This window comes from Acidimicrobiales bacterium (assembly GCA_036491125.1).
Classification (GTDB): domain Bacteria; phylum Actinomycetota; class Acidimicrobiia; order Acidimicrobiales; family AC-9; genus AC-9.
On sequence record DASXCO010000094.1, the window covers coordinates 21,773 to 44,274 of the forward strand.

At 70.6% G+C, this 22,502-nt stretch carries 23 protein-coding genes; 9 read left to right on the forward strand and 14 right to left on the reverse strand.

What is annotated here, in order from left to right; genetic code table 11:
* Positions 1-57: 57 nt before the first annotated feature.
* The 8 genes from thpR to VGF64_08115 form a co-directional block, all read right to left on the reverse strand.
* Complete coding sequence (gene thpR, locus VGF64_08080; protein HEY1634699.1) at positions 58-573, reverse strand: RNA 2',3'-cyclic phosphodiesterase; 516 nt, start codon at positions 571-573, stop codon at positions 58-60.
* A 3-nt stretch (positions 574-576) separates the two neighbouring features.
* Entirely contained in the window at positions 577-1,461 is an 885-nt protein-coding gene (locus VGF64_08085) for a hypothetical protein (GenBank protein HEY1634700.1), read from the reverse strand.
* 60 nt (positions 1,462-1,521) lie between these two features.
* Positions 1,522-1,833 (reverse strand): DUF3303 family protein, encoded by a 312-nt coding sequence (locus VGF64_08090; GenBank protein ID HEY1634701.1) that lies wholly within the window; start codon positions 1,831-1,833, stop codon positions 1,522-1,524.
* Between the two features lie 84 nt (positions 1,834-1,917).
* Positions 1,918-3,204 carry a competence/damage-inducible protein A gene (locus VGF64_08095; GenBank protein ID HEY1634702.1) on the reverse strand — a complete coding sequence of 429 codons (1,287 nt, stop codon included), beginning with the start codon at positions 3,202-3,204 and terminating at the stop codon, positions 1,918-1,920.
* A 96-nt stretch (positions 3,205-3,300) separates the two neighbouring features.
* Positions 3,301-3,927 (reverse strand): CDP-alcohol phosphatidyltransferase family protein, encoded by a 627-nt coding sequence (locus tag VGF64_08100; GenBank protein ID HEY1634703.1) that lies wholly within the window; start codon positions 3,925-3,927, stop codon positions 3,301-3,303.
* Positions 3,924-5,153 carry a 30S ribosomal protein S12 methylthiotransferase RimO gene (gene rimO, locus VGF64_08105; GenBank protein HEY1634704.1) on the reverse strand — a complete coding sequence of 410 codons (1,230 nt, stop codon included), beginning with the start codon at positions 5,151-5,153 and terminating at the stop codon, positions 3,924-3,926. Before rimO ends, VGF64_08100 begins: the two co-directional genes overlap by 4 nt.
* Before the next feature lie 58 nt (positions 5,154-5,211).
* Positions 5,212-6,303 (reverse strand): 4-hydroxyphenylpyruvate dioxygenase, encoded by a 1,092-nt coding sequence (hppD, locus tag VGF64_08110; protein ID HEY1634705.1) that lies wholly within the window; start codon positions 6,301-6,303, stop codon positions 5,212-5,214.
* Positions 6,300-7,127, reverse strand: coding sequence for a hypothetical protein (locus tag VGF64_08115; protein ID HEY1634706.1), 828 nt, complete (start codon positions 7,125-7,127; stop codon positions 6,300-6,302). Before VGF64_08115 ends, hppD begins: the two co-directional genes overlap by 4 nt.
* 134 nt (positions 7,128-7,261) lie before the next feature.
* On the opposite strand from VGF64_08115, the gene VGF64_08120 reads away from it, so the two are divergent.
* Positions 7,262-7,744 carry an Lrp/AsnC family transcriptional regulator gene (locus VGF64_08120; protein ID HEY1634707.1) on the forward strand — a complete coding sequence of 161 codons (483 nt, stop codon included), beginning with the start codon at positions 7,262-7,264 and terminating at the stop codon, positions 7,742-7,744.
* Between the two features lie 10 nt (positions 7,745-7,754).
* Entirely contained in the window at positions 7,755-8,867 is a 1,113-nt protein-coding gene (locus tag VGF64_08125) for a homogentisate 1,2-dioxygenase (protein HEY1634708.1), read from the forward strand.
* A 63-nt stretch (positions 8,868-8,930) separates the two neighbouring features.
* Here the strand turns inward: VGF64_08125 and queF are convergent, their stop codons facing one another.
* From queF to VGF64_08140, 3 genes are read right to left on the reverse strand one after another with little or no spacing between them, the layout of a single operon-like run.
* Positions 8,931-9,281, reverse strand: coding sequence for a preQ(1) synthase (queF, locus tag VGF64_08130; protein ID HEY1634709.1), 351 nt, complete (start codon positions 9,279-9,281; stop codon positions 8,931-8,933).
* Between the two features lie 17 nt (positions 9,282-9,298).
* Positions 9,299-10,192, reverse strand: coding sequence for a hypothetical protein (locus VGF64_08135; GenBank protein ID HEY1634710.1), 894 nt, complete (start codon positions 10,190-10,192; stop codon positions 9,299-9,301).
* A 39-nt stretch (positions 10,193-10,231) separates the two neighbouring features.
* The gene (locus VGF64_08140) at positions 10,232-11,002 is read right to left on the reverse strand and encodes an iron-containing redox enzyme family protein (GenBank protein HEY1634711.1); all 771 of its coding nucleotides are present in this window, start codon (positions 11,000-11,002) and stop codon (positions 10,232-10,234) included.
* Between the two features lie 44 nt (positions 11,003-11,046).
* On the opposite strand from VGF64_08140, the gene VGF64_08145 reads away from it, so the two are divergent.
* Together VGF64_08145 and VGF64_08150 are read left to right on the forward strand one after the other, a co-directional pair.
* Positions 11,047-11,703 carry a gluconate 2-dehydrogenase subunit 3 family protein gene (locus VGF64_08145; protein HEY1634712.1) on the forward strand — a complete coding sequence of 219 codons (657 nt, stop codon included), beginning with the start codon at positions 11,047-11,049 and terminating at the stop codon, positions 11,701-11,703.
* Positions 11,700-13,421, forward strand: coding sequence for a GMC family oxidoreductase (locus VGF64_08150; protein HEY1634713.1), 1,722 nt, complete (start codon positions 11,700-11,702; stop codon positions 13,419-13,421). The genes VGF64_08145 and VGF64_08150 overlap by 4 nt, the downstream gene beginning before the upstream one ends.
* On the opposite strand, the gene VGF64_08155 is transcribed toward VGF64_08150, so the two are convergent.
* Positions 13,384-14,547 (reverse strand): acyl-CoA dehydrogenase family protein, encoded by a 1,164-nt coding sequence (locus VGF64_08155; protein HEY1634714.1) that lies wholly within the window; start codon positions 14,545-14,547, stop codon positions 13,384-13,386. The two genes, VGF64_08150 and VGF64_08155, sit on opposite strands and share 38 nt — an antisense overlap.
* 10 nt (positions 14,548-14,557) lie before the next feature.
* A complete protein-coding gene (locus VGF64_08160) occupies positions 14,558-16,369 on the reverse strand; it encodes an AMP-binding protein (protein ID HEY1634715.1) in 1,812 nt (603 codons plus the stop codon).
* 18 nt (positions 16,370-16,387) lie between these two features.
* Here VGF64_08160 and VGF64_08165 point away from each other — a divergent pair, with 18 nt between their 5' ends.
* On the forward strand, positions 16,388-16,984 hold the full coding sequence (locus VGF64_08165; GenBank protein HEY1634716.1) for a nitroreductase family protein: 597 nt from the start codon (positions 16,388-16,390) through the stop codon (positions 16,982-16,984).
* Between the two features lie 4 nt (positions 16,985-16,988).
* Here the strand turns inward: VGF64_08165 and VGF64_08170 are convergent, their stop codons facing one another.
* The gene (locus VGF64_08170) at positions 16,989-17,882 is read right to left on the reverse strand and encodes an SDR family NAD(P)-dependent oxidoreductase (GenBank protein HEY1634717.1); all 894 of its coding nucleotides are present in this window, start codon (positions 17,880-17,882) and stop codon (positions 16,989-16,991) included.
* Between the two features lie 87 nt (positions 17,883-17,969).
* On the opposite strand from VGF64_08170, the gene VGF64_08175 reads away from it, so the two are divergent.
* From VGF64_08175 to VGF64_08190, 4 genes are all read left to right on the forward strand, one after another.
* Positions 17,970-18,803: a TetR/AcrR family transcriptional regulator gene (locus tag VGF64_08175; GenBank protein ID HEY1634718.1), complete on the forward strand. Its 834-nt coding sequence runs from the start codon at positions 17,970-17,972 to the stop codon at positions 18,801-18,803.
* Positions 18,804-18,815: 12 nt separating this feature from the next.
* Positions 18,816-19,982: an acyl-CoA dehydrogenase family protein gene (locus VGF64_08180; protein HEY1634719.1), complete on the forward strand. Its 1,167-nt coding sequence runs from the start codon at positions 18,816-18,818 to the stop codon at positions 19,980-19,982.
* 16 nt (positions 19,983-19,998) lie between these two features.
* Positions 19,999-21,129, forward strand: a complete 1,131-nt coding sequence (locus tag VGF64_08185) for a nitronate monooxygenase family protein (protein ID HEY1634720.1) — start codon at positions 19,999-20,001, stop codon at positions 21,127-21,129.
* A gap of 91 nt (positions 21,130-21,220) precedes the next feature.
* Positions 21,221-22,501 (forward strand): acyl-CoA dehydrogenase family protein, encoded by a 1,281-nt coding sequence (locus VGF64_08190; GenBank protein ID HEY1634721.1) that lies wholly within the window; start codon positions 21,221-21,223, stop codon positions 22,499-22,501.
* The last annotated feature ends 1 nt before the right edge of the window (position 22,502 follow it).

Below are 22,502 nucleotides of genomic sequence, written 5' to 3' on the forward strand. Positions count from 1 at the left end.
ACTGTTGGAACTCCAGCAGTGTAGTTCCGAACGCGTGTTCGGGGAAGGATCCTGGCCTCACGCCAGCGGCAGGGAGGCCACGACCTCGTACCGGGACCCTTCCCGGTGGGGGGTGCTGGCGACGAGAGTCAGATCGGCGACCTTCCAGCGGGCGGCCAGCGGCGTCCCCCGCCATCGCCGCAGATCCCCCTTTCGCCCGCGGGCGCGCGCCAGCGTCAGGTGCCCCCGGAAGGGGCGGTCGTCGGGAGGCTGGCCCACGCCCGTGGTGGCCTCGACGGTTGCCCGGGCCAGCTCGTCGAGACCCTCGACCGGGACCTGGAGGATGCCCCGCCCCAAGCAGGCCGTCACCGGCCCCATGTCGGCCGTCACCGGACCGGCCGAGCCCACGTCGATCCGACCGAACGTACCGGTCACCTGGTCGACTTCCCCGGCCGCCACGTGGCCGAAGAACCGCAGCGTCACGTGCCACTGCCCTTTCGTCGTCCACCGCACCCCGGACACCTCGGGTCGGGGCAGGTCGGCGAGCACATCGAGGACGTCGGCGGATGGCCAGACGGCGACGAACAGCCGCACGACTCACGCCGTCGGCGGCGAGAACCAGCGGTCGCGGAGCACGAACAGGTGCCGGTCGGTGACGAGGTTGAGCACCCGGCGAGCCTGCCGGAAGCGCTCCGCCACCTCCCCCACCACCCGCATGGCTCCGGTCGGCGACGGTGCCGTGTCGCACGCCAGCCGGTACCACCGGCGGCCGAGGTGCTCCAGCAGGGCCACCGGCCCCGCCGGCTCCACCGACTCGACGTGGCCGAATGGCTCACCAGCTTCGGCCGTCAGGCGCGCCGCCCGGAGCAGGCGGGCTGTGTCGATGGGCGCCAGCGCCCGCATCGCCGTGTGATCGGGGAACACGCCGGTGAGGAACAGTGCCAGGTCACCCAGGCGCCGGTAGATGCCGACCCGCTCGGGCTCGGGCACCACCTCCAACAGCGACGCCAGGCGCACCGGGTCGAGCTCGCTGAAGCGCCGACGTCGCCAGCCGCGTCGGGTCTGCACCCAGAAGCTGCCGCTGGCCACGTGGGTGTACGACGCCAGCAGCTCGACCAGGAAGAACCGCCGTGTCGAATCGGCCAGGAAATCGCGCAGCGCCCCGACGTCGAACACCGCCACCCGCTGGCGCGGCCCGAGCCACTCCGGCACGAACGCCGCCTGTCCGAGGTCCTCCACACAGCGGTGGACGGCGACGGCGAAGACGAGGAACGGCGAGCCCCGCAGGAAGGGATCGGCCCCCTTCTCGACGCCGAAGACCGCCTCGAACACCTCTGGTCGGGCGAGCAGGGAGTCCATCAGCTCCGGGCGCGAACGCAGCTCGACGACCCTCAGCACGTCCCCGGTCGCGGCCCGATGACCCCTCGACAACAGCTCGAGGTCATCGTCGGTCAGGTGATCGAGGTACGCCGTTCCTGTCACGCGGCGAGGCCTCCGAAAGGCGCTATCGCGGGTCCCACCGGTCGCCCCGTCCGCCGACCGTCAGGAGATCGAGCTCCGGAACTCGATGGCCTCACTGCCGATCTGAGCCACGTCGGTGATATCCACCACGGGGTAGACATGGAACTCGAAGAACGGCGAGAACTTCGCCGTATCACCCAGGATGAGACGGGGATCATCCGTCTCCACCACCGAGAAGCCTCCCTCGCCGTCAACCCGACCAAGGAACTGATGGAAGGTCGCTCCCGCGGCCGGCGACCACTTGCTGAAGACGTCCAAGCCCCGCTTCAGTGAGGCTTCGTTGTCGGCTGCGGATCCCCCCTGACGCGGCGTCCAGCTGACTACATACTTCATCGTGCCCTCCCTTGCCCCTATACCAACGACAGCCGTTGTAACACCGCCGCCGTCTCGGCACAACGGCCCGGCACGGGCTCTGTCTCAGGCGGGCGCCGGCTCGAGCATCCGCCGGCGCAGGACATCCAGCACCGAGATGGCGGCGAACTGCCGGATGCGCTCCCGATCGCCGGGAAGCTGCATCCGCACGGCCTCGAGCGACGGCCCGGGTCCGGCCAGCCCGCACCACACGGTGCCGACCGCCACGCCATCCTGGGGCGTCGGACCGGCGACGCCGGTGACGGCGAGGCCGACGTCGCTGCCGAGGACCCGGCGCGCTCCGGCGGCCATCTCCCGCGCCGTCTCCTCGCTCACGGCCGGTCCGTCGCCCACCCCCAACAGCTCGCGCTTGACGGCCGTTTCGTAGGCGACGACGGAGCCCCGGAGCCAGGCGCTCGCACCAGGCACGTTCACCAGCCTCGACGCCACCAGCCCGCCGGTGACGGACTCGGCCAGGGCCAGGGTGAGGCCGCGCTCGGCGAGCAGCGCCCCCACGGCATGCTCCATCGACTGGTCGTCGACCCCGAACACCGTCTCGCCGAGCAGCGCTCGTACCTCCGCCTCCTCGGCATCAAGGAGCGCCCGGGCGTCGGCCTCGGTGGTCGCCTTGGCGGTGATGCGGACCTTGATGCCCTCGATCCCGCTGGCCAGAAAGGCGATGGTGGGATTCCCGCCCGCCTCGTCGAGGGCGACGAGACGCGGCCCCACCATCTCCGCCAGCTTGGACTCCGACAGTCCCCACGAACGCAAGGTGCGGCTGAGGATCACCGCCGCAGTGCCGGCGCGGGCCTGAAGGTCCGGGATGACGCCCCGCTCCGCCATCTCCATCATCTCGTGCGGTACACCCGGGATGGCGTAGATCACCTTGTGGCCCACCGGGCAGACGAGCCCCGGTGCCGTCCCCCGGACCTGCGGGATCACGCTGGCGCCCTCGGGCACCTCGGCTTGGCGCAGGTTGCTCGCCGGCATCTCCCGCCCCCGCGACCCGAACATGGCTGCGATCCGCTCGACGATCGCCTCGTCGCGCACGAGGCGCACGTTCATGACCTCGGCGATGGCGTCCCTGGTGATGTCGTCCTGGGTCGGCCCGAGGCCACCGCAGACGACGACCGCGTCGCTGCGAGCCAGCGCTGAGCGAAGCGCCAGCACGATCCGGGTCTGGTTGTCGCCGACCTTGGTCTGGAAGAAGGAGTCGATGCCGGCGAGCGCCAGCCGCTCCCCCAGCCAGGCCGAGTTGGTGTCGACGATCTGTCCGAGCAGCAGCTCGGTGCCGACGGCGACGACCTCAGCCCGCACAGCGCCCGCGCTCCGGTCGACCTGGGTGTGTTCCACATTTGGTCGAAAGTGGGCGCGACGGCTGCGAGCGCATCGCCCACTTTCGACAAGACGTGGAAGCGCACCAAGGTGCCGGGGGCGGAGGACCGGCCGTCACCTCGCCCCCTTGGGCTGGGCGCCCAGGCCGGCCACCGCGCCCGACGCACCCACGGCTCCGACCGGCTGCGCCGCGCCGCGTCGGTCGACCATGTACTGGGTGCCGGAGACGTAGGTCAGCCCCACGGCCACCCAGAGGACGGCGACCACCAGGCCGTGGTGGTGGGTGGCCACCGGCGGCAGCAGGGCGAGGCCCACGGCCAGGTCCTGGGCCCACGCCTTCGCCTTGCCCGTCCACCGGGCCGGCACCGACACCCCGCGGCGGCCGACGATGACCCGGTAGGCGCTGATACCCAGCTCCCGCCCGCCGATGAGCGCGACCGGCAACCACCAGATCTCACCGCGCGCGACCAGGGCGACCAGCGCACCCACCACGAGGAACTTGTCTGCCAGCGGATCGAGGAAGGCGCCGGAGCGCGTCGCCCCGTGGCGGCGGGCCACCCAGCCGTCGAGGCCGTCGGTGCCCGCCAGGACCGCCCACACGACGACGGTCACCCACGATGCGCCCAGGGCGAGCACCAGCGCCAACAGCACGGGCGTGGCCAGCAGGCGGGCGACGGTGATGGCGTTGGCCGGCGTGGCCAGGGCTGAGGGCCCGTACGTGCCGGGACCCACCGACTTCACGGCGTCGCCTCCAGGTCGGGCCCGGCCGACCCGGTGACCACCACGTCGACGAGGTCTCCGGGGCGGAGATCATCGGGTACGCCCACGACGCCGTCGATCTCGGGCGCCTCGCGGTGGGAGCGTCCGACACCGATCCGATCGACCAGCACCTCGACGGTCTCGCCGATCAGCTCGGCCCGACGGCTGGCCGTGATCAGGTCCTGCAGCTCCGACAGCTCGGCCAGGCGCTCGCCCACCAGGCCAGCCGGCACCCGCTGGTCGAGGCCGGCCGCATAGGTGCCCTCCTCTTCCGAGTAGGCGAAGAAGCCGGCCCAGTCCAGTCGGACCGCGCCCAGGAACTCCATCAGCCGGTCGTGGTCCTCTTCGGTCTCCCCCGGGTAACCGACGATGAACGAGGAGCGGAAGGCCGCCGAGGGCTCGCGGGCCCGGATGTCGGAGATGCGGCGGGCAAAGCGCGCGCCGTCGCCCCACCGGCGCATCCGCCGCAGGAGGGGCCTGGAGACGTGCTGGAGGGACAGGTCGAAGTAGGGCACGCCCGTGCCGCAGATGGCATCGACCAGGCGATCGTTCAACTCCGACGGGTAGAGGTACAGCAGGCGCGTCCGCTCGACGAGCTCGGCGACGCGTTCGATCAGCCCGATGATGGCGCCGGCCCGCCCCACGTCCCTTCCGTACGAGGCGAGATCCTGGGCGACCAGCACGACCTCGCGCACCCCGAGGGCCTCCACCTCCTCGAGCACCGCTCCCTCGGAGCGGGACCGCTGTCGCCCCCGGAAGGACGGTATGGCGCAGAACCCGCACGCCCGATCGCAGCCCTCGGCCACCTTCACGTACGCCCATGGCGCACTGGCCGGCGGCCGGCCGAGATTGAGTAGATCGAGACTGGGCACGGCGGGAGCCGACAGGCTGACCGGTACACCGAAGCCGGCCACTCGATCGACCTCGGGTAGCGCGCGGGCCAGCTCGTCGCCGTAGCGCTCGGCCATACAGCCCGTGACGACGACCTCCGCCCCTGGTCGTCGGGCACCGGCCATGGTCAACACGGTCTCGATCGACTCCTCGCGGGCGGCCTCGATGAAGGCGCAGGTGTTGACGACAAGCAGGTCGGCGTCCTCGGGCCGGTTCGCCGGTAGCAGCCCATCGCCCTCGAGGGTGCCGGCCAGCTTCGCCGAGTCGACATCGTTCTTGGGGCAGCCCAAAGTCTCGAGCCAGTAACGCCGGGGCACGAGCTCAAATCTACCGCCGCCACCCTCCAGGAGGGCGAGGCGACCTCCTTCCAGGCGCCTACAGGTTGCCCCGTCTGGCCTGCTCCGCCTCGATCGCCTCGAAGAGGGCCTTGAAGTTGCCGACCCCGAAGCCCCGGGCCCCCTGGCGCTGGATGATCTCCAGGAACAGCGTCGGACGATCGCCGACGTTCTCGGAAAAGATCTGCAGCAGGTGACCGTCCTCGTCGCGGTCGACGAGGATGCCGAGGCGCCTGAGCTCCTCCCACGGCAGGTCGAGGTCGCCGAGACGCCGGCGCAGGTCGTCGTAATAGTCGGCCGGGACGTCGAGGAAGCGCAGGCCGCGCCGTCGCAGGGCGTCCACGGTGGCGACGATGTCGTCGGTGGCCAGGGCCAGATGCTGGACACCGGGACAGCCGTAGAAATCGAGGAACTCCTGGATCTGGCTCCGCCGCTGACCCTGGGCGGGCTCGTTGATGGGAAGCACGACCCGGGATCCGTCCCACACCACGGTCGACATCAGCGCCGAAAACTCGGTGGAGATCTGGTCGTCGCCGAAGTGCACCAGGCGCTCGAAGCCCAGCACCTGCTCGTAGAACTCGACCCAGCAACCGAGGTCACCCGGTCCCACGTTGGCCACGACGTGATCGAAGCTGCGCAACCCCACCGTCGCACCTTCCGGCGGAGGAGGAAGCCGGCGGGACTCGAAGCCGGGGGCGAAGGCGCCGGAGTAGGCGGTCCGCTCCACGAAGGTGTGCTCGGTGTCGCCATAGGCGGCGATCGTCGCCGTCACCAGCTTGCCGCTGTCGTCCTCGTCGGTGCGCGGACCAGCGATGCCGACCGCGCCGCGTGCCAGCGCCGCGTCATAGGCGGCCGCCGCGTCGGTCACGGCGAATGCCAGCGAACGCACCCCGTCACCGTGGGCGCGGTGGTGAGCGGCGATCGGCGACGACGCCTGGAGGGCGCCCGTCACGACCAGCCGGAGGGCGCCCTGCTCGAGGACGTAAGAAGCCCGGTCAGACACGCCTGTCTCGGGACCGGCGTAGGCCACCACCTCGAAGCCGAGCCCGCCCGCGAAGAAGTGCGCGGCCTGGCGGGCGTTGCCGACCCAGAGCTCGACGTGATCCCATCCCTCCAGCTCGATGGCGCTCATGGTGCCCTCCCCTCTTCACGGTCACGTTCCAGCCCGTCCCAGAACGCCCTGACCCCGTCCAGCATCTCGCCCGCCCCGGCGAGGAACATGTCCTGATCGAAACCCGGCTGCGAATACACCTCGGCCAGCTCGTCGGTCGTGTGCGCGGCGTGCTGGTCCTCCACCCGGTCGTGCCAGGTCCAGAACGACAGCGTCAGACCCGGGCACTCGCGCGCCGAGAAGACCCGAAGACCGGAGATGAGCTCCTTCCAGAACCCGGCCGCCGCCCAGTGCTCGACGGCGTACGACGCGCCGGCGGCGACCGATGGATCGTCTGATCCGTAGATGCGCAGGAGCTCGTCGCAGAAGAAGGCCGTGGCCGGCGTTGCCTGCCGGCGCTTTCCGAGGTCGCTGAACCCGAGGCCGAGGGGCTCGGCGAAGCCCAGCAGCCATTCGAAATGGGCGGCCGGGAAGCGAAATCGCGCCCCCTCCACGCTGCCCTCGGTCGAGACGAGCTCCGCCTCGGCGTCAGTATCCGCCGCCCCGCGGGGCGGACGGAACGGCACCCCGAGCTCGTTCATCAGGATCTCCTTCCCGGCCCGGTAGGACGCCAGATCGGGCGCGTTGATCACCTTCCGCAGCTGGGCCTCGACGAACAGGTGGCTGAACACGCTGAACTGCACGGTCAGGTGGCGGACGTCCGCTCGGGTGGCCACGCCGGTGGCAAACCACCGGGTGTAGCGGTTGTCGACAACCACGGGATGGCGACCGACCACATCGTCCACGCGTGGCCCGAAGGCGTGCCATCCCGCCGTGCCGGTTGAGGGTCCCCGGGTTAGCGTCATCGTCCCTCCTCTCGGCATCTGGCGTCACAAGTTGTACCCCAAGAAGAGCCATTACTACCGGTCAGGGTCAAGTGTTTCGAGAAACACTGGTCAATTTGTCTTGTCTGGTCCGGACGGCGCGCTAACCTCTGGACGTGTTGGCCAGGACGATCGATCGCTTGGACGCCCGCCTCATCGGACTGCTGGCCGAGGCGCCGAGGGCCGGCGTCCTCGAGCTGGCCCGCCGCCTCCACGTCGCCCGGGGCACGGTGCAGGCGAGGCTGGACAAGTTGGTGAGCCGGGGAGTGGTCACCGGCTTCGGCCCCGACCTCCACCTCGGTGCGCTCGGCTACGAGGTCACCGCCTTCGTCAACCTGGAGATCACCCAGGGCCGTCTCGGCGACGTCGTCGACCACCTGCGCAAGGTCCCCGAGGTGCTCGAAGCCCACGCCATCACCGGGCCGGGCGACCTGCACTGTCGGGTGGCGGCCCGCACCAACGAGCACCTCCAGGACATCATCAACCACATCCTCGAGGCGCAGGGCATCGGCCGCAGCACGACGGTGATCGCCCTGTCCGAGCAGATCGCCTACCGCGCCCTGCCCCTCGTCGCCACGCTGGCCGACGACGACAAATGAAGGAGGCCAAGTGTCATCACTGCCACCCCAATGGGTGAAGGGCCGTGCCTCTCGTCAGGCCCACGCCGATCTGCCGACCGGAACGGTGGAGGAGGAGCACGGCCGGGAGGGTTTCGCCGGCGCGGCCAGCCACCTCTACCGTCTGCACCCGCCAACGGGCTGGACCGCCATCTCCGGCCCCCTGCGGCCGATGGCGCTCGATGCCAATCGGTTGGACGATCCGGGTGACGGCACTCCCTCGGTGCTGCTCGTGAACGACGACTTGCGCATCGGATGGTGGACCAGACCGGCGACGGACGCGACCTGGTTCTTCCGGGACGCCGACGGTGACGTGCTCTACCTGGTGCATGAAGGCGAAGGGAGACTCGCGACCGAGTACGGCCCCCTCGCCTACCGACCCGGCGACTACCTGCTGGTGCCCCGGAGCACGACCCATCGCTTCGAGCCGGTGAGCACGACGCGGCTGCTGACCATCGAGGCGTTGGGCGGGACCATCGGACTTCCGGACCGGGGCCTGCTTGGTCGGCACGCCCTCTTCGACCCTGCCGTGGTCGAAGTGCCCGAGCCCGTGGCGCACGACGACAAGGGCGACTACCGCGTGCGCGTGCTGCGGGAGGGGGTCGTCAGCGAGATCCGGTACCCCTTCCATCCCCTCGACGTCGTGGGCTGGAAGGGCGACCTGGCCCCGCTCCGGCTGGCGGCGGGTGATTTCCGCCCTGTCGTGTCGGAGCGCTACCACCTTCCGCCCTCGGCCCATACCACGTTCGTCGGGAACGGCTTCGTGGTGGCTACGTTCGCGCCCCGCCCGCTGGAGCGCGATCCCGCCACCCTCAGCGTGCCCTTCTACCACCGCAACGTCGACGTGGACGAGGTGATCTTCTACCACCGGGGCGAGTTCTTCAGTCGGGCCGGCATCTCGGCGGGGATGCTCACCTTCCACCCGCACGGCGTCCACCACGGTCCTCAGCCCGCGGCCGTGCGGCGGGCCGAAGAGCGCGGCCCCGGCGGCTACGCGGACGAGATCGCTGTCAACGTCGACGCCCGCCGTCCGCTCCACACGACCCCGGTCGCCGAGGCCATCACCGTCGAGGGCTACGAGCAGTCGTGGCAGGCGACCAGCTGAGCTCGCTCATCGGGCCCGCCTCCCGGGCGGGCTCACTCATCGGGCCCGCCTCCCGGGCGGGCCTCACGGGTGAGTGGCTTCCACCACCGAGTGAATGCCGCCCCGGACGAGCCAGTCGGTGCGCACGGTCATCCGCTTCGGGCCCACGGCGGCAACCAGGTCGTCGAGAATGCGATTGGTGACCTCCTCGTGGAAGGCGCCCTCGTCGCGGTAGCTCCACAAGTAGAGCTTGAGCGACTTGAGCTCGACGATCGAGGCGGCGGGCACGTAGGTGAGGGTGACCGTCGCGAAGTCAGGCTGGCCCGTCATCGGGCACAGGCAGGTGAGCTCGGGCGTCTCGAAGCGGATCTCGTAGTCACGACCCGGCCGCGGGTTCTCCAGGGCCACGAGCTCCTTCGACGGGGAGGTCGGCACCGAGCCGACGATACCGCTCAGGGCCAGCGGCGAGAGTCGGGTCCGCCCGGCGGCGGCGATTCGCCGCGGGCCATGAGCAGGCCCCGTCGGTCGGGCCCGAGCAGCAGGACCCGTCCGGGCACCGAGAGCTCCTTCAGCATCAGCTCGCCGGCGTCGCGCACGCGGGGCGCGACCTCGGCGTCGCAGAAGCCGATGAGGCTGGGACCGGCACCCGACCACGACGCCGCCAGCGCCCCGGCATCGACCAAGCGGCCGAGCAGCTGGGAGGCCTCCGGAAAGAGCGGGCTGCGGGCGGACTGGTGCAGGCGATCCTCGGTGGCTGCCCGCACGAGGTAACGACGGTTGGCCAGGCCGCCCACCAGCAGGCCCATGCGACCGAGGTTGAACGTGGCGTCACGGTGGCTCACCGTGGCCGGCAGTGCCTGGCGGGCCTGGCTCGTCGCCAGGGTGCGCGTCGGCACGAGCACCACGAAGGCCAGCTCGGGGTCGAGGGCGAGGGGGGCGACCACCGGGGCACCGGCGACGGTGGTGGCGGCGACCAACCCACCCCACACGGACGCGGCCGCGTTCTCGGGATGGCCGTCGGACGCCGCCGCCACGGCCAGGGGGTCGTTGGCGCCCGCGGCCGCGGCCGTGGCCGCGGCCAGGGCAGCCGACGAGCCGAGCCCCCTCCCGAGCGGGATGGACGACCGCACCGCGATGGCGAAGTGGTCGTGGCCGAGCACCTCCATGGCGATCCGCGCCGCCAGGTGCGAGGCGTCGCCCGCCAGCTCGGCACCCTGACCCTCGGCCCTCACGGTCAGGCGAGGGGCCGACTCGACCTCCACCTCGACGTACAGCTCGAGCGCCACGGCCAGGGAGTCGAAGCCGGGGCCGAGGTTGGCCGCCGATGCCGGGGCTCTCGCACGCACGGCGTCAGGGTAGTGCGACAGCCCCGTCGGGGCGGGCTTCTACGAGCGGAGCGCCCCCGGCTCCTCGAGCCAGCGGTTCAAGGCGACGGTCCTGGAGTTGCGCAGGACGAGGACGTGCTCGACGGCACGCCGCACGCGACGCTGCTGATCGGCCGTGATCACGACCCTGCGCAGCAGGTAGTCGGCCTTGTCGCCGTGGTCCTCCTCGGCGTAGGCGTGGACCTTGAAGTTCTCGACGTCGGCGCCATAGTGGTCGCGGAGGCCCTCGTACATCATCTTGGCGTAGCCGGTGGAGGCGGCGAACCGCTCCCCCGCCCAACCGAAGGCAGCCAGCCCTTCTTCGTAGGAACGCCGCATGTAGTACAGGCTGGTGAAGACCGACCCGATGGTCTCCGGCAGCGGGCGGTAGGCCAGGAGCTCCTCGTCGGTGATGCCCAGCTGCCGCGCCCACTCGACCTTCATGTCCACGTGGTTGCGGTCGCCGGCGAAGCCGGTCTCGTCGGCCAGGTTCTGCAGCCAGTGGAAGTGGTGCTCGCTCGAGTCGAGGTCGAGGGCATCGGTGTCCGGCGCGTTGGCCACCAGTGACCCGAACTCGGTGGTGTACCACTTCCCCAGGAAGTAGTACTCCTTGGCCAGGCGCCTCACCAGATCGACGGACAATCTCCCGTCGGCCACCCGCTCCCATACGTGGTTGCGGGCCGTCGCCACCTCGGCCTGCAGGGCCTCGAGACTGGCCATGAACGCATCGACGGGCACTCCCTCGACGGCCCCGCCGCGCCTGATGTCTCTGAACTCCCGGACCTCGGTCATAGGGCCAAGTGTAGGATCCTGGTGACGCTGGTGTCAGGTTCGTCGTGGGACGGGGAGTAGCCGAATGGACGTCGATCTCGTCGAGCTGGCCGGTCGCCGCGGCCGCCTCACCGCCCGGGCCTGACCAGCGGAGCCGCCTCGTGCCCGTCCACCTCAGCAGCGCTGAGCACGCCGTCGTCGGCGCCGCCTGCGAGCGCCTGATCCCGGCCGACGAGTCACCGGGGGCGGCCGCGGCCGGGGCAGCCGACTACATCGACGCCCTGCTGGGGGCGTTTCGCTTCGACCCGCCCCGCATCTGGGCCGGGGGGCCGTTCTCGGGCCGCGCCGGGGGAAGAGCGGGGTTCGGCGACTTCGTTCCCCTCGACCCACTGGACGAGCTCGCCTGGCGGACGCGCATCGAGGGCTCGCGGGGCCGAGTCGAGCGGGAGTGGAACGGCCCCGTGATCGGGCTCCAGGAGCAGTACGAGGCGGGGATCGCGGCCCTCGGGCTCGACTTCGCCGGGCTGGGGGCAGGAGACCAGGATGCGCGCCTGGACGCGGCGCCCGAGTTCCGGTCGCTGCTCTACGAGCACGCCTGCGAGGCGATGTACGGCCCCCCGGAGTACGGGGGCAACCGCGACCTCGTCGGCTGGCGGTCCATCGGCTTCGAGGGCGACGTCCAACCGAGGGGCTGGACTGCCGCCGAGGTGTCGGAGCCGTGAACGGGCGCGACCTGGACGCCGACGCCGTCATCGTGGGCAGCGGGCCCGGCGGCGCCACCGCCGCCGACGTGCTCACCGCGGCCGGGTGGAGCGTCATCGTGCTGGAGAAGGGCCGCAACCACCTGCTCGACCTCGAGCCTCCCTACGGCCTCAAGGGCGACTTCTCCAACGACGAGATCAAGTTCGGGCGCCGCCACTTCCTCGGCCCGGATCCCCTTCTCGAGCCCCGGGCCTTCCGGAGGGCCGAGGGCGACGGCGACCACCTCCTGGTGGGTGAGGTGAACAACCTCCCCTCCGGCCTAGGCGGCGGCGCGGTGCACGCCGACGCCAAGATGCCGCGCTTTCGCGAGGTGGACTTCCGCCTGCTGTCCGAGCGCGGCCCGATCGACGGCGCCGACCTGGCCGACTGGCCGCTCGACTACGCCGATCTCGAGCCCTGCTACGCCGAGGCCGAGCGTCTCGTGGGAGTCGCCGGCGAGGCTGGGATCAACCCCTTCGAGTCCTGGCGGTCCGGGCCCTATCCGATGCCTCCCGGGCCCGACATGTACGGAGCGATTCTGTCGGCCGACGCTGCAACCCGCTTGGGCTACCACCCCTACCGGGCACCCACCGGGGTCAACAGCACGGACTACGACGGACGGCCGGCGTGCAACAACTGCGGGTTCTGCGGGCAGTACGGCTGCCCGATCCACGCCAAGGGAGACGCGGTGTCCTCGTTGCGCCGAGCCCTGCGCAGCGGGCGGTGCGAGATCCGTGCCCGGGCAATGGTCACCGATGTCGCCGTCGACGGATCGGGTCGACGGGCGCGGTCCGTGCGCTACCTCGACGCCGGCGGCGACGTCCACGAGGTGACGGCCGGCCACGTCGTGCTCGCCGCCGGCGCCTTCGAGACGCCCCGCCTGCTGCTTCGCACCGGGATCGCCAACTCCTCGGGTCTGGTCGGAAGGCTCCTGATGTTCCACTTCCAGACCTATGTGGCGGCGTCGTTTCCGTTCAGCCTCCATCCGAACCGGGGTCGAACCGTCACGCACCACCACGACGACTTCGTGGCTCCGAACGGCGACGACCTCGCCGCCGCCCGGCGGGCGGGCCTCCCCTGGTTCAGCGGCGGCACGGTCGAGCATGGTGGCGGCACGGGCCCCATCACCGAGGCACTCAACTGCCCGCCAGGCTCGCTCCACAAGGAGCTCATGCGCTCGTCGATGCTGCGCGATCGGCTGTGGGTCTTCACCATGCAGGGCGAGGACATGCCCCAAGCCGCCAACCGCGTCGACCTCCATCCCTCGGTGCACGACATCCACGGTCTGCCGGCAGGCCGGGTGACCTACTCGCCGCACCGCCACGAGCTGGCCGCCTCCGACCACTGGGGACCGAAGCTGGAGGCCATCCACACCGAGGCGGGAGCTTCCTGGACCGCAAGAACCACCTCGCCCCCGACGGACGAGGACTCGGCCGCCGCCATGGGGTGGACCCCGATCAGCCGCCACGTCATGGGCACCTGCCGCATGGGGACCGACCCGCGCACGAGTGTCGTAGACCCTTATGGTCGGTTCCACGACGTGGAGAACATGATCTGCACCGACTCGTCGGTCTTCGTCACCTCTTCGGGCTACAACCCAACCCTCACGATCGTCGCCCTCGCCATCAGGGCGAGCAGGGCGCTGGTCGATGGCGGTACTGCTAGCCGCGGGGAAGACCGAGCAGCCGTTCGCCGATGATCGTGCGCTGGATCTCCGATGTACCTCCGGCGATGCTGGCCGCCTTGCTCCACAGCCACTGACGCTGCCAGCCCCCTTCAGCGGGGTTGCCGTCGGCCCGACCCCACAGTGGCGCGGCCTCACCCACCACGTCGAGGGCGAGCTGTGACAGGTGTTGGGTCATCGCCGTCCAAGCCAGCTTCACCCAGCTCGACTCCGGGCCCGGCGCCTCGCCCCGCTCGAGCCGCGAGAGGGTCCGCCAGTTATGGAGACGCAGGACGCGCAGCTCCACGAAGGCTTGCGCCAGTCCGTCGGCGACAAGGGGGTCGTCGAGCCTGCCGTTGTCGACGGCCAGGCGGTACAGCGCATCCAGGCGGGCTTCGTGGAGCACCTGCTCCTTGAAGGGAAAGTTGGTGCCCCGCTCGTGGGCCAGCGTCGTGCCCGCGACCGCCCAGCCGCCGCCGATGGCACCCACGAGACGGTCGGTCGGGACGAAAGCGCCATCGAGGAAGACCTCGTTGAACTCGGCGTCACCGGTGATCTGGACGAGCGGCCGGATGTCGACGCCGGGCCCCTCCATGTCGATCACCAGGCACGAGAGGCCACGATGACGCGGTCCCTCGGCATCGGTCCTCGCCAGAGCCAGGCCCCACCGGGCGAACTGGGCGTAGGAGGTCCAGACCTTCTGACCCGTGACCCGCCATCCACCGTCGGCGGGTTCGGCCCGCGTCGCCAGCGAGGCGAGGTCGGAGCCGGCGCCCGGCTCGCTGTAGAGCTGACACCAGATCTCGGTCGCGTCGAGGATCGGCGGCAGCCATCTCCGGCGCTGGTCCCCGGTGCCGTGGGCCAGCAGGGTCGGACCGGCCAGGTTGATGCCAACCCGGTTGACGGGCTGGGGCGCGCCCGAGCGGGCGTACTCGAGGTTGAACAGCGCCACCTGCACGGCCGTGGCCCCTCGCCCGCCGTGCTCGGCCGGCCAGTCGATACCCACCCAGCGATCGGCCGCCAGCTTGGCCTGCCAGCGGCGGCCCCACGCCACCTCCTCGTCGATCGATCGGAACAGAGGCGGTGTCTCCCCGTGCTCGCCGAACCACTGCTGGGCATCGCGGGCGAAGGCCTCGTCCTCGGCTCGCAGGGAGAGATCCATTGGCCGACTCTCAGAGGTCCCAGAACCGCTGACGCCCGGCGGCGACGAAGGACTCCTCGAGGCGCCGCTCGTCGTCGGGGGTGAATGGTCGATAGGCGGGCTCGCCGCGACCCCGCACGAAGATCGTGTCGCCTCCCGTCCGGTCCGATCGGAACTTCTGGTGGACGAGCGTCCGCTTCACGATCTTGTTCGTCGCCGTGGCCGGCATGGAGGCGGTCATCCTGAGGTAGCGGGGCCGCCACTTTGGGGCGACGTCGGCCTGGCCGTCGAGCCACGCGGCGAGCGCCGCACCATCGGGTCGGCGCCCGTCTCGAAGCACGACGCAGGCCATGACCTGATCACCCGCCTGCTCGTCAGGTACGCCGTAGGCGGCGGCGACGACCACGTCGGGATGGCGGGACAGCGCCGACTCGATGGGGCCGGCGGGGAAGTTCTCGCCGTCGACCCTGATCCACTCGGCCGTCCGTCCGGCGAAGTAGAGGTACCCCTCGCCATCGACGTAGCCGAGGTCACCGCTCCAGTACCAGCCCCGACGGGTGGCTCGGGCGTTGGCCTCGAGGTTGTTGTAGTAGCCCTCGAAGGGACCGGAACCGGCAGTGCTCACGATCTCGCCGACGCACTCCTCGGCGTTGACCAGCCGGCCGGCCGCGTCGAAGCGGGCCCCCGGAAGGAACCGGCCGTCCTCACCGACGACCTTCACCGCTTCGCCCACCCGGCCCATGGCTCCCGGCGGCATCCCCGGCTCGCGGTTGACCGCCACACCACCCTCGGTGGCTCCGAAGGCGTCGATCACCTCGACGCCGAAGCGGGCGCCGAACGCCTCGACCACCTGCGGCGATCCTTCGTTGCCGAAGGCGATCCGCATGGGGTTGTCGGCGTCGTCGGCCCGCGCCGGAGTGTCGAGGATGTAGGAGAGCGGCTTGCCCGTGTAATTGAAGTACGTGGCTCCGTACCGCCGCACGTCCTCGAGCCAGCGCGAGGCGCTGAACCGCCGGGCCAGGCCGACCGATCCTCCGTGGACGATCGACGGTGCCCAGCCGACCATGACGGCGTTGGAATGGAACAGCGGCATGCTGACGTAACCGACATCGTCGGGACCGAGGCCGAGCAGCATGCCCATGCGGTTGCCGGTGACCATGATCCGTCGCTGGCTGCAGATCACCGCCTTCGGGGCGTCGGACGTTCCGGAGGTGAACACGAGGGCCCAGATGGAGTCCGGCGAAGGATCGTCGACAGGCGGATCCCCGTCACCAACCTCGGCCAGGGCCTCGTCCAGCGAGCCGCCCAATCGGGGCTCGGGATCGCCCGGGTCGGCGAACCGCCGGGACACCAGCACGCCGCCCTCCGACAGGCCCAGACCGTCGACGATGGGCTCCAGCAGGGGCTGGTGTCGGGGCTCGGTCACGATCATGGCCACGTCGGTGTGGGCGATGTCGCGCCGCAGGCTCTCGCCGCGACGGGTGTGGTTGAGCCCCACGATCGCGGCCCCGGCGAGGGCCGCGCCCCCGAGAGCGAAGAGGTAGTCCGGGACGTTGTCCAGCAGCACGCCGACGTGGAAGGGGCGTCCCGGCAGACGGCGGGAGACGAACAGGTTCGCCCACCGCCGGCACTCGGCCACGTACTCGCCGTGGGTCCAGCTGCGCTCGCCGAAGCGCACGGCGGGCCGGGGCGAGATGTCCGGGTCTGACGCATTGCGCCGTAGGAGGGCGGCGGCGGTCGGCGCTGGCATCGGCGCGGCTCCGGGAGCGGGCGCGTCTCGCCGCGGCGCGCCCGCGTTGGCTGCCGTCGCACCGAGCACCCCGTCTCCTGACACGGGCGTCACATTATTATGATCCCACCGATGGCGGACCTCTTCGACGTCGTCGGCCGCCAGCGTGCGTGTCGGCAGTTCCGGCCCGATCCCGTGGAGGACGAGCTCGTCGTGCGCTGCCTCGCTGCGGCCACGTTCGCCCCGAGCGCTGAGAACCGTCAACCTTGGGCCTTCGTCGTCGTCCGGGACCCCGGGCTGCGGGCCGTGATCGGGGACCTCACCAGACGGGCGTGGGAGGGAGGGGGTCGCCAGCACTCGGAGGACAGGCTGGCCTCCGGTCTCCTCGCGGACGTCGATCGCGGCGCCGCGGGGGGCGTGGCCGGGGCGCCGATCCTGGTCGTGGTGTGTGGCGACACGCGGCTGGGCCTGGAGGTGACCCTGCAGGCATCGATCTTTCCCGCCATCCAGAACCTGCTCCTTGCGGCCACCGCCCTCGGGTTGGGGTCGGCGCTCACCACGCTGCCCGTCTCTTTCGACAGCGAGCTGCGCACGGCGCTGGCGCTCCCCGACCCGGTCCACCCTCTCGCCGTCGTCCCCCTGGGTTGGCCGGTTCGTGCGTTGGGTCGCCCGCGGCGCCAACCGCTCGCGGAGAAGGCCCACCGCGACCGCTACGGGGCGCGGTGGTGAACGCCTAGTCCTTCTTGCCGATGAGGGGATGGGCTGGCATGCCCACCGGCTGCAGATGCTGGCCGAGGACCTCGTGGAAGTGCTCGGCCACGCCTTCGGGGTCCCACCCTCCGTCCCGCCACATGGCCGCCACCTGGCGGGGCGTCTGGAAGAGGGTGAAGGCGTAGCCCGTCCGGCCCAGGACCTGGCCGTTGACGTACGACGCCTGCTCGGAAGCGAGGAAGGCGACGAGCGGAGCGTTGAGCGAGGGGTCCTGGTCGGGGGGCGGCTCGCTCCCCGTCCGCTCGTAGAGCCCGGCCGTCATGCGGGTGGTACCCGCCGGCGCCACGGCGTTGACCGTGATGCCGTTGCGGGCCAGCTCGAGGGCCCACACGAAGGTCATCCCCATGATGCCGGCCTTGGCGGCGCCGTAGTTGGTCTGGCCGAAGTTGCCGCGAAGACCCGCCGACGAGGTGATGTTGACGATGCGTCCGTAGCCCGCCTCCCGCATCCGCTCGGCCGCGTGCCGCGTGCAGTTGAACGTGCCCTTCAGGTGGACGGCTACCACGGCGTCGAAGTCGTCTTCGCTCATCTTCACCAGGGTCCGGTCCCGGATGATGCCGGCGTTGTTGACCAGGATGTCGATCCGGCCGAAGGTGTCGACAGCGGTCTCGATGATGCGTCCGGCGGCGGCGAACTCGCTCACCGAGTCGTAGGACGGTACCGCCTTTCCTCCCGCTGCTTCGATGTCGGCGCACGCCTGGGCTGCGGCGTCATTGTCGCCGCCCCGGCCGTCGAGCGACACGCCGACATCGTTGACGACGACACTGGCGCCCTGCTGGGCGAGGCATAAGGCGATCTCGCGGCCGATGCCCCGGCCGGCGCCGGTCACGACCGCAACCCTTCCGTCGAGCAGCATGCGTCGAAAGCTAGCCGCTCGAGTCGGCGGTGCTCGACGGGCCCAAGCTGACGTGCGTGTCGTGTTTCGGCACTACGCTCGGCGCGGGTGGCAACCGGCAAGAGGGCGACCGGCAAGAAGCCGACAAGGACTGCCGCCACCAAGGGCTCGGCGGGCTCGGCGGCGAGGGGGTCGGGCTCCGCGTCCAAGCGACGGACCGGGTCGGGCCGGTCGAGCGGAGACGGCGCCCGGTCAGGGCAGGGTGGTCCCGCTCGGGATCGGGCCCTGCGGGCCCGGGGCCAGCGCACGATGGGTCGGCTGCTCGATGCCGGGGTGGACGTGCTGCGCCAGCGGGGCTACCAGGCGGCGCGGGTCGACGACATCGTCAAGGCGGCAGAGACCTCTCACGGTACGTTCTACTTGTACTTCGCCAATAAGGAAGACCTGTTTCGGGCCCTGGCCCTGGACGTGGCCGACGCCATGGTCGCCCTGGCCGAGTCGCTGGGACCCGTGGGACCCGACCGTGAGGGCTTCGCTGAGCTCCGTCAGTGGATGGGTCGGTTCGCCGACCTCTATCGGCGCCACCGCGCCGTGATCCAGGCCTGGACGGAGGCCGAGACGGGAGCGAGCGAGTTCGGTCGCCTGGGAACCGAGCTCATGACCCGGTTCACCCAGGTGCTCATCGACCGCATCGACCGGACGAGCGTGGTTGGCGTCGACCCGCAGATCGCTGCCCTGGCCATGGTGGCCATGATCGAGCGCTTCAACTACTACCTGCTCAGCAGGCAGACCACGGTGACCAGAGACCAGATGCTGGACACCCTGACGACGATCGCCCACATCGGGCTCTTCGGAGGCCGGCGACGGCCGGCCCGGGAGGCCGGCCCGGGAAAGCAGCCGGCCCGGACGGCGCGAGCGACCCGGGCCACCTCCGCCCGCTGACCCGCCATCGCCATGGACTTCGACTACCCGCCCGAGGCGGAAAAGCTTCGACACGAGCTCCGGACCTGGCTGGACGCCAACTTGAGCGACCGCCTCCGGGGCGCGACATGGGCCAGCGCGACCGACGCCGACCACGAGGACGTGGCCCTGCTACGGGAGTGGAACGCCAAGCTTGCCGACGCTGGCTACGCCGCCATCGCCTGGCCCGAGGAGTACGGCGGCCGCGGCGCCGGCGTGATGGAGCAGGTCGTGCTGGCCGAGGAGATGAACCGGGCCGGCGCGCCAGGGACGCTCAACCCCATCGGCATCTCGAACATCGCCCCGGCGATCATGGCGCACGGGACAGAGGAGCAGAAGCGGCGGCTCCTCCCCAGGATGCGGCGTGGCGACGACATCTGGTGCCAGGGCTTCTCCGAGCCTGACGCCGGCTCGGACCTGGCCTCGCTGAGGATGTCTGGCGTGCGGGACGGCGACCACTACCTCGTCAACGGCCAGAAGGTCTGGAACACCCTGGGAAACCTGGCGAACTGGTGCGAGGTCCTCGTGCGGACCGACCCCTCGGTGTCCCGCCATCGCGGCATCAGCTGCCTGCTCGTCGATATGACGCTCCCCGGTATCGAGGTCCGCCCGCTCGTCACCATCACCGGCGAGCGGGACTTCAACGAGATCTTCTTCACCGATGTACGGGTACCGAGCTCGAGTCTCCTCGGATCGGAGAACGACGGCTGGAGGGTGGCCATGACCACCCTCACCCACGAGCGCGGCGGCGTCGCCGATCTCCACCTGGGGCTGCGCAAGAGGATCAGGACCCTCCTCGATCTCGCCCGATCGACCATGATCGACGGACGACCGGCGTCGCAGGACCCGGTGCTCCGCCAGCGCCTGGCCGGCGTCTACCTCGAGGGAGAGCTCCTCAAGCTCCTCAGCGACCGCGCCCTCTCGGCGGCCATCCACGGGCGGGAGCTCGGGCCCGAGTCGAGCGTCGCCAAGCTCGTCTGGAGCCAGGCCGGGCAACACCTCGCCGAGGTCGCCGCCGACGTGCTCGGTCGGGTGGCCGCCGACGGGCCCTGGGCGCGGGATCTGCTCGCCTCACGCTCACTCACCATCGCCGGGGGCACTACCCAGGTGAACAAGAACATCATCGCCCAACGTATCCTGGGGCTACCTCGGTCGAGCTGACGGAGGAAACTCATCCATGCGCACTGCGGCAACCGATCTCGTCGGCATCGACGTTCCCATCTTCGGCTTCAGCCATTGTCGCGACGTCGTAGCGGCGGTCACCAATGCCGGTGGTTGCGGCGTGCTCGGCGCCGTGGCCCACAACCCGGAACAGCTCGACATCGACCTCAGCTGGATCGAGCAGGAGGTGAAGGGCAAGCCCTACGGGGTCGACCTGCTCGTACCCGAGAAGTTCGCCGGCGCCGAGGAGGGTGGGCTCGATCGCACCCAGCTGCGAGGCCTCGTACCCGAGGAGCACGCGGCCTGGGTCGACGACCTCCTGAGCCGCTACCACGTGCCGCCTGCCCCCGCCGACGGCGCAGCCTTCAGTGGCATCGGCGGGTTGCGGATCGACCCCAGGAGCATGGCGCCCCTCCTCGACGTGCTCTTCGGGCATCAGACCCGCCTGGTGGCATCCGCCCTCGGTCCGCCGCCGACACACTTCATCGAGCGCGCCCACGCTTCCGACATCCCGGTCGCCGCCCTCGCGGGCTCGGTCGAGCACGCCCGCAGGCATGTGCAGGCGGGCGCCGACCTGATCGTGGCCCAAGGGACCGAGGCCGGCGGCCACACGGGCCTGGTCGCCACGATGGTGCTCGTGCCCGAGGTGGTCGACGTGGTCGCACCGGTTCCCGTGCTCGCCGCCGGGGGCATCGCCCGCGGCCGTCAGCTGGCGGCGGGCCTGGCCCTCGGGGCCGACGGCGCGTGGTGCGGCTCGGTGTGGCTGACGACCGAGGAGGCCGAGACACCACCGGTGGTCAAGGACAAGTTCCTACGGGCGGGCCTCGGGGACACGGTGCGGTCACGATCAATGACCGGGAAGCCGGCGAGGATGCTGCGCACAGCGTGGACCGACGAGTGGGAGCGTCCCGACGGCCCCGACCCCCTGCCGATGCCGATCCAGCCACTTCTCATCGGCGACGCCATGCGCCGCATCCACCGCGTCGCCGGCAAAGAGGGCACCGGTGCGAACGACCTGGTCACGTATTTCGTGGGGCAGGTCGTGGGCTCGATGGACACGGTGCGACCTACCCGCCGGGTGGTGCTGGAGATGGTCGAGGAGTTCATCGACACCCTCCAGCGCCTCGACGACCTAGTGAAGGACTAGCCCGCCGCCTACCCTCGATCAGCGTCGTCTCCGGGGCCGGAACTAATCTCGACATCGCTCGCGCCGACGTGGGCCCACAGAGGAGGCGATCGTGGCCTGGGATTTCTCGACCGATCCGGACTTTCAGGAACAGCTCGACTGGGTGGAGGAGTTCTGTCGGACCGAGATCGAGCCCCTCGACCTGGTGTTCCCCGGAGCGCCCTGGTCGCGCAACCCCAAGGCCAAGGCCCTTGCCGATCCGCTCAAGCAGCGGGTCAAGGACCGCGGGCTGTGGGCTCTTTTCCTCGACGAGGAGCTCGGCGGTCCCGGCTACGGCCAGCTCAACCTGGCGCTCCTCAACGAGATCCTCGGCCGCTACGGCTCGGCGCCGGTCGTCTTCGGCACCTCCGCCCCCGACACGGGGAACATGGAGATGCTCGCCGCCTACGGGACCGAGGAGCAGAAGCAGCGCTGGCTGCGCCCGCTCATGAACCAGGAGATCTTCTCGGCCTATTCGATGACCGAGCCCCAGGGGGGGTCGGATCCCAACCTGTTCCACACCCACGCCATTCGTGACGGCGAGGAGTGGGTCATCAACGGCGAGAAGTGGTTCACCAGCCTGGGTGCTCGCGCCGACATCCTCTTCGTGATGTGCACCAACGGCATGTTCGTGGTCCCCCGGGAGACGCCGGGCGTGGAGTTCATGGACTACCCGCAGACGCACAACCACGTCCGGTACAACGACGTGCGGGTGCCACTGGACCACCTGCTCGGGCCGGAGGACGGCGCCAAGGTCCTTGCCCAGCGGCGCCTCGGCGGCGGCCGCATCCACCACGCCATGCGCACCGTCGCCCAGGTGAAGCGGGCCTTCGACATGATGTGCGAGCGCGCCCTCAGTCGCGAGTCACACGGCAAGGTCATCGGCGAACACCAGATGGTCCAGGAGGCCATCGCCGACTCCTACGCCGAGATCAACATGCTGCGTCTCCTCGTCCTGTGGACGGCGTGGACGATCGACAACTCCAGCACCCAGGAGGCCCGCACCCAGATCGCCGCGTGCAAGTACACCTGCGGAAAGGTCCTCCGCGAGGTGACCTACCGGGCCCTGCACATCCTGGGCTCGCTCGGGACCACCAACCTCACTCCCCTCCAGGCCATGTGGGCCAGCGCCCCGACCATGGCAATTCAGGATGGCGTCGACGAGGTCCACAAGGTCACGGTCGCCCGCAACGTGCTCAAGGGCTATCGGCCCCACCCCGGCCTCTGGCCAACTGAGTACCTGCCCGCCAAGCGCCAGGAAGCCAGGAAGAAGTACGCCACGCAGCTGGCCGCCGACCCCGACCTGGCTGCGTGGGCCGATCACGCCGAGCGGTCAATGGCGAGAGGCCACTAGA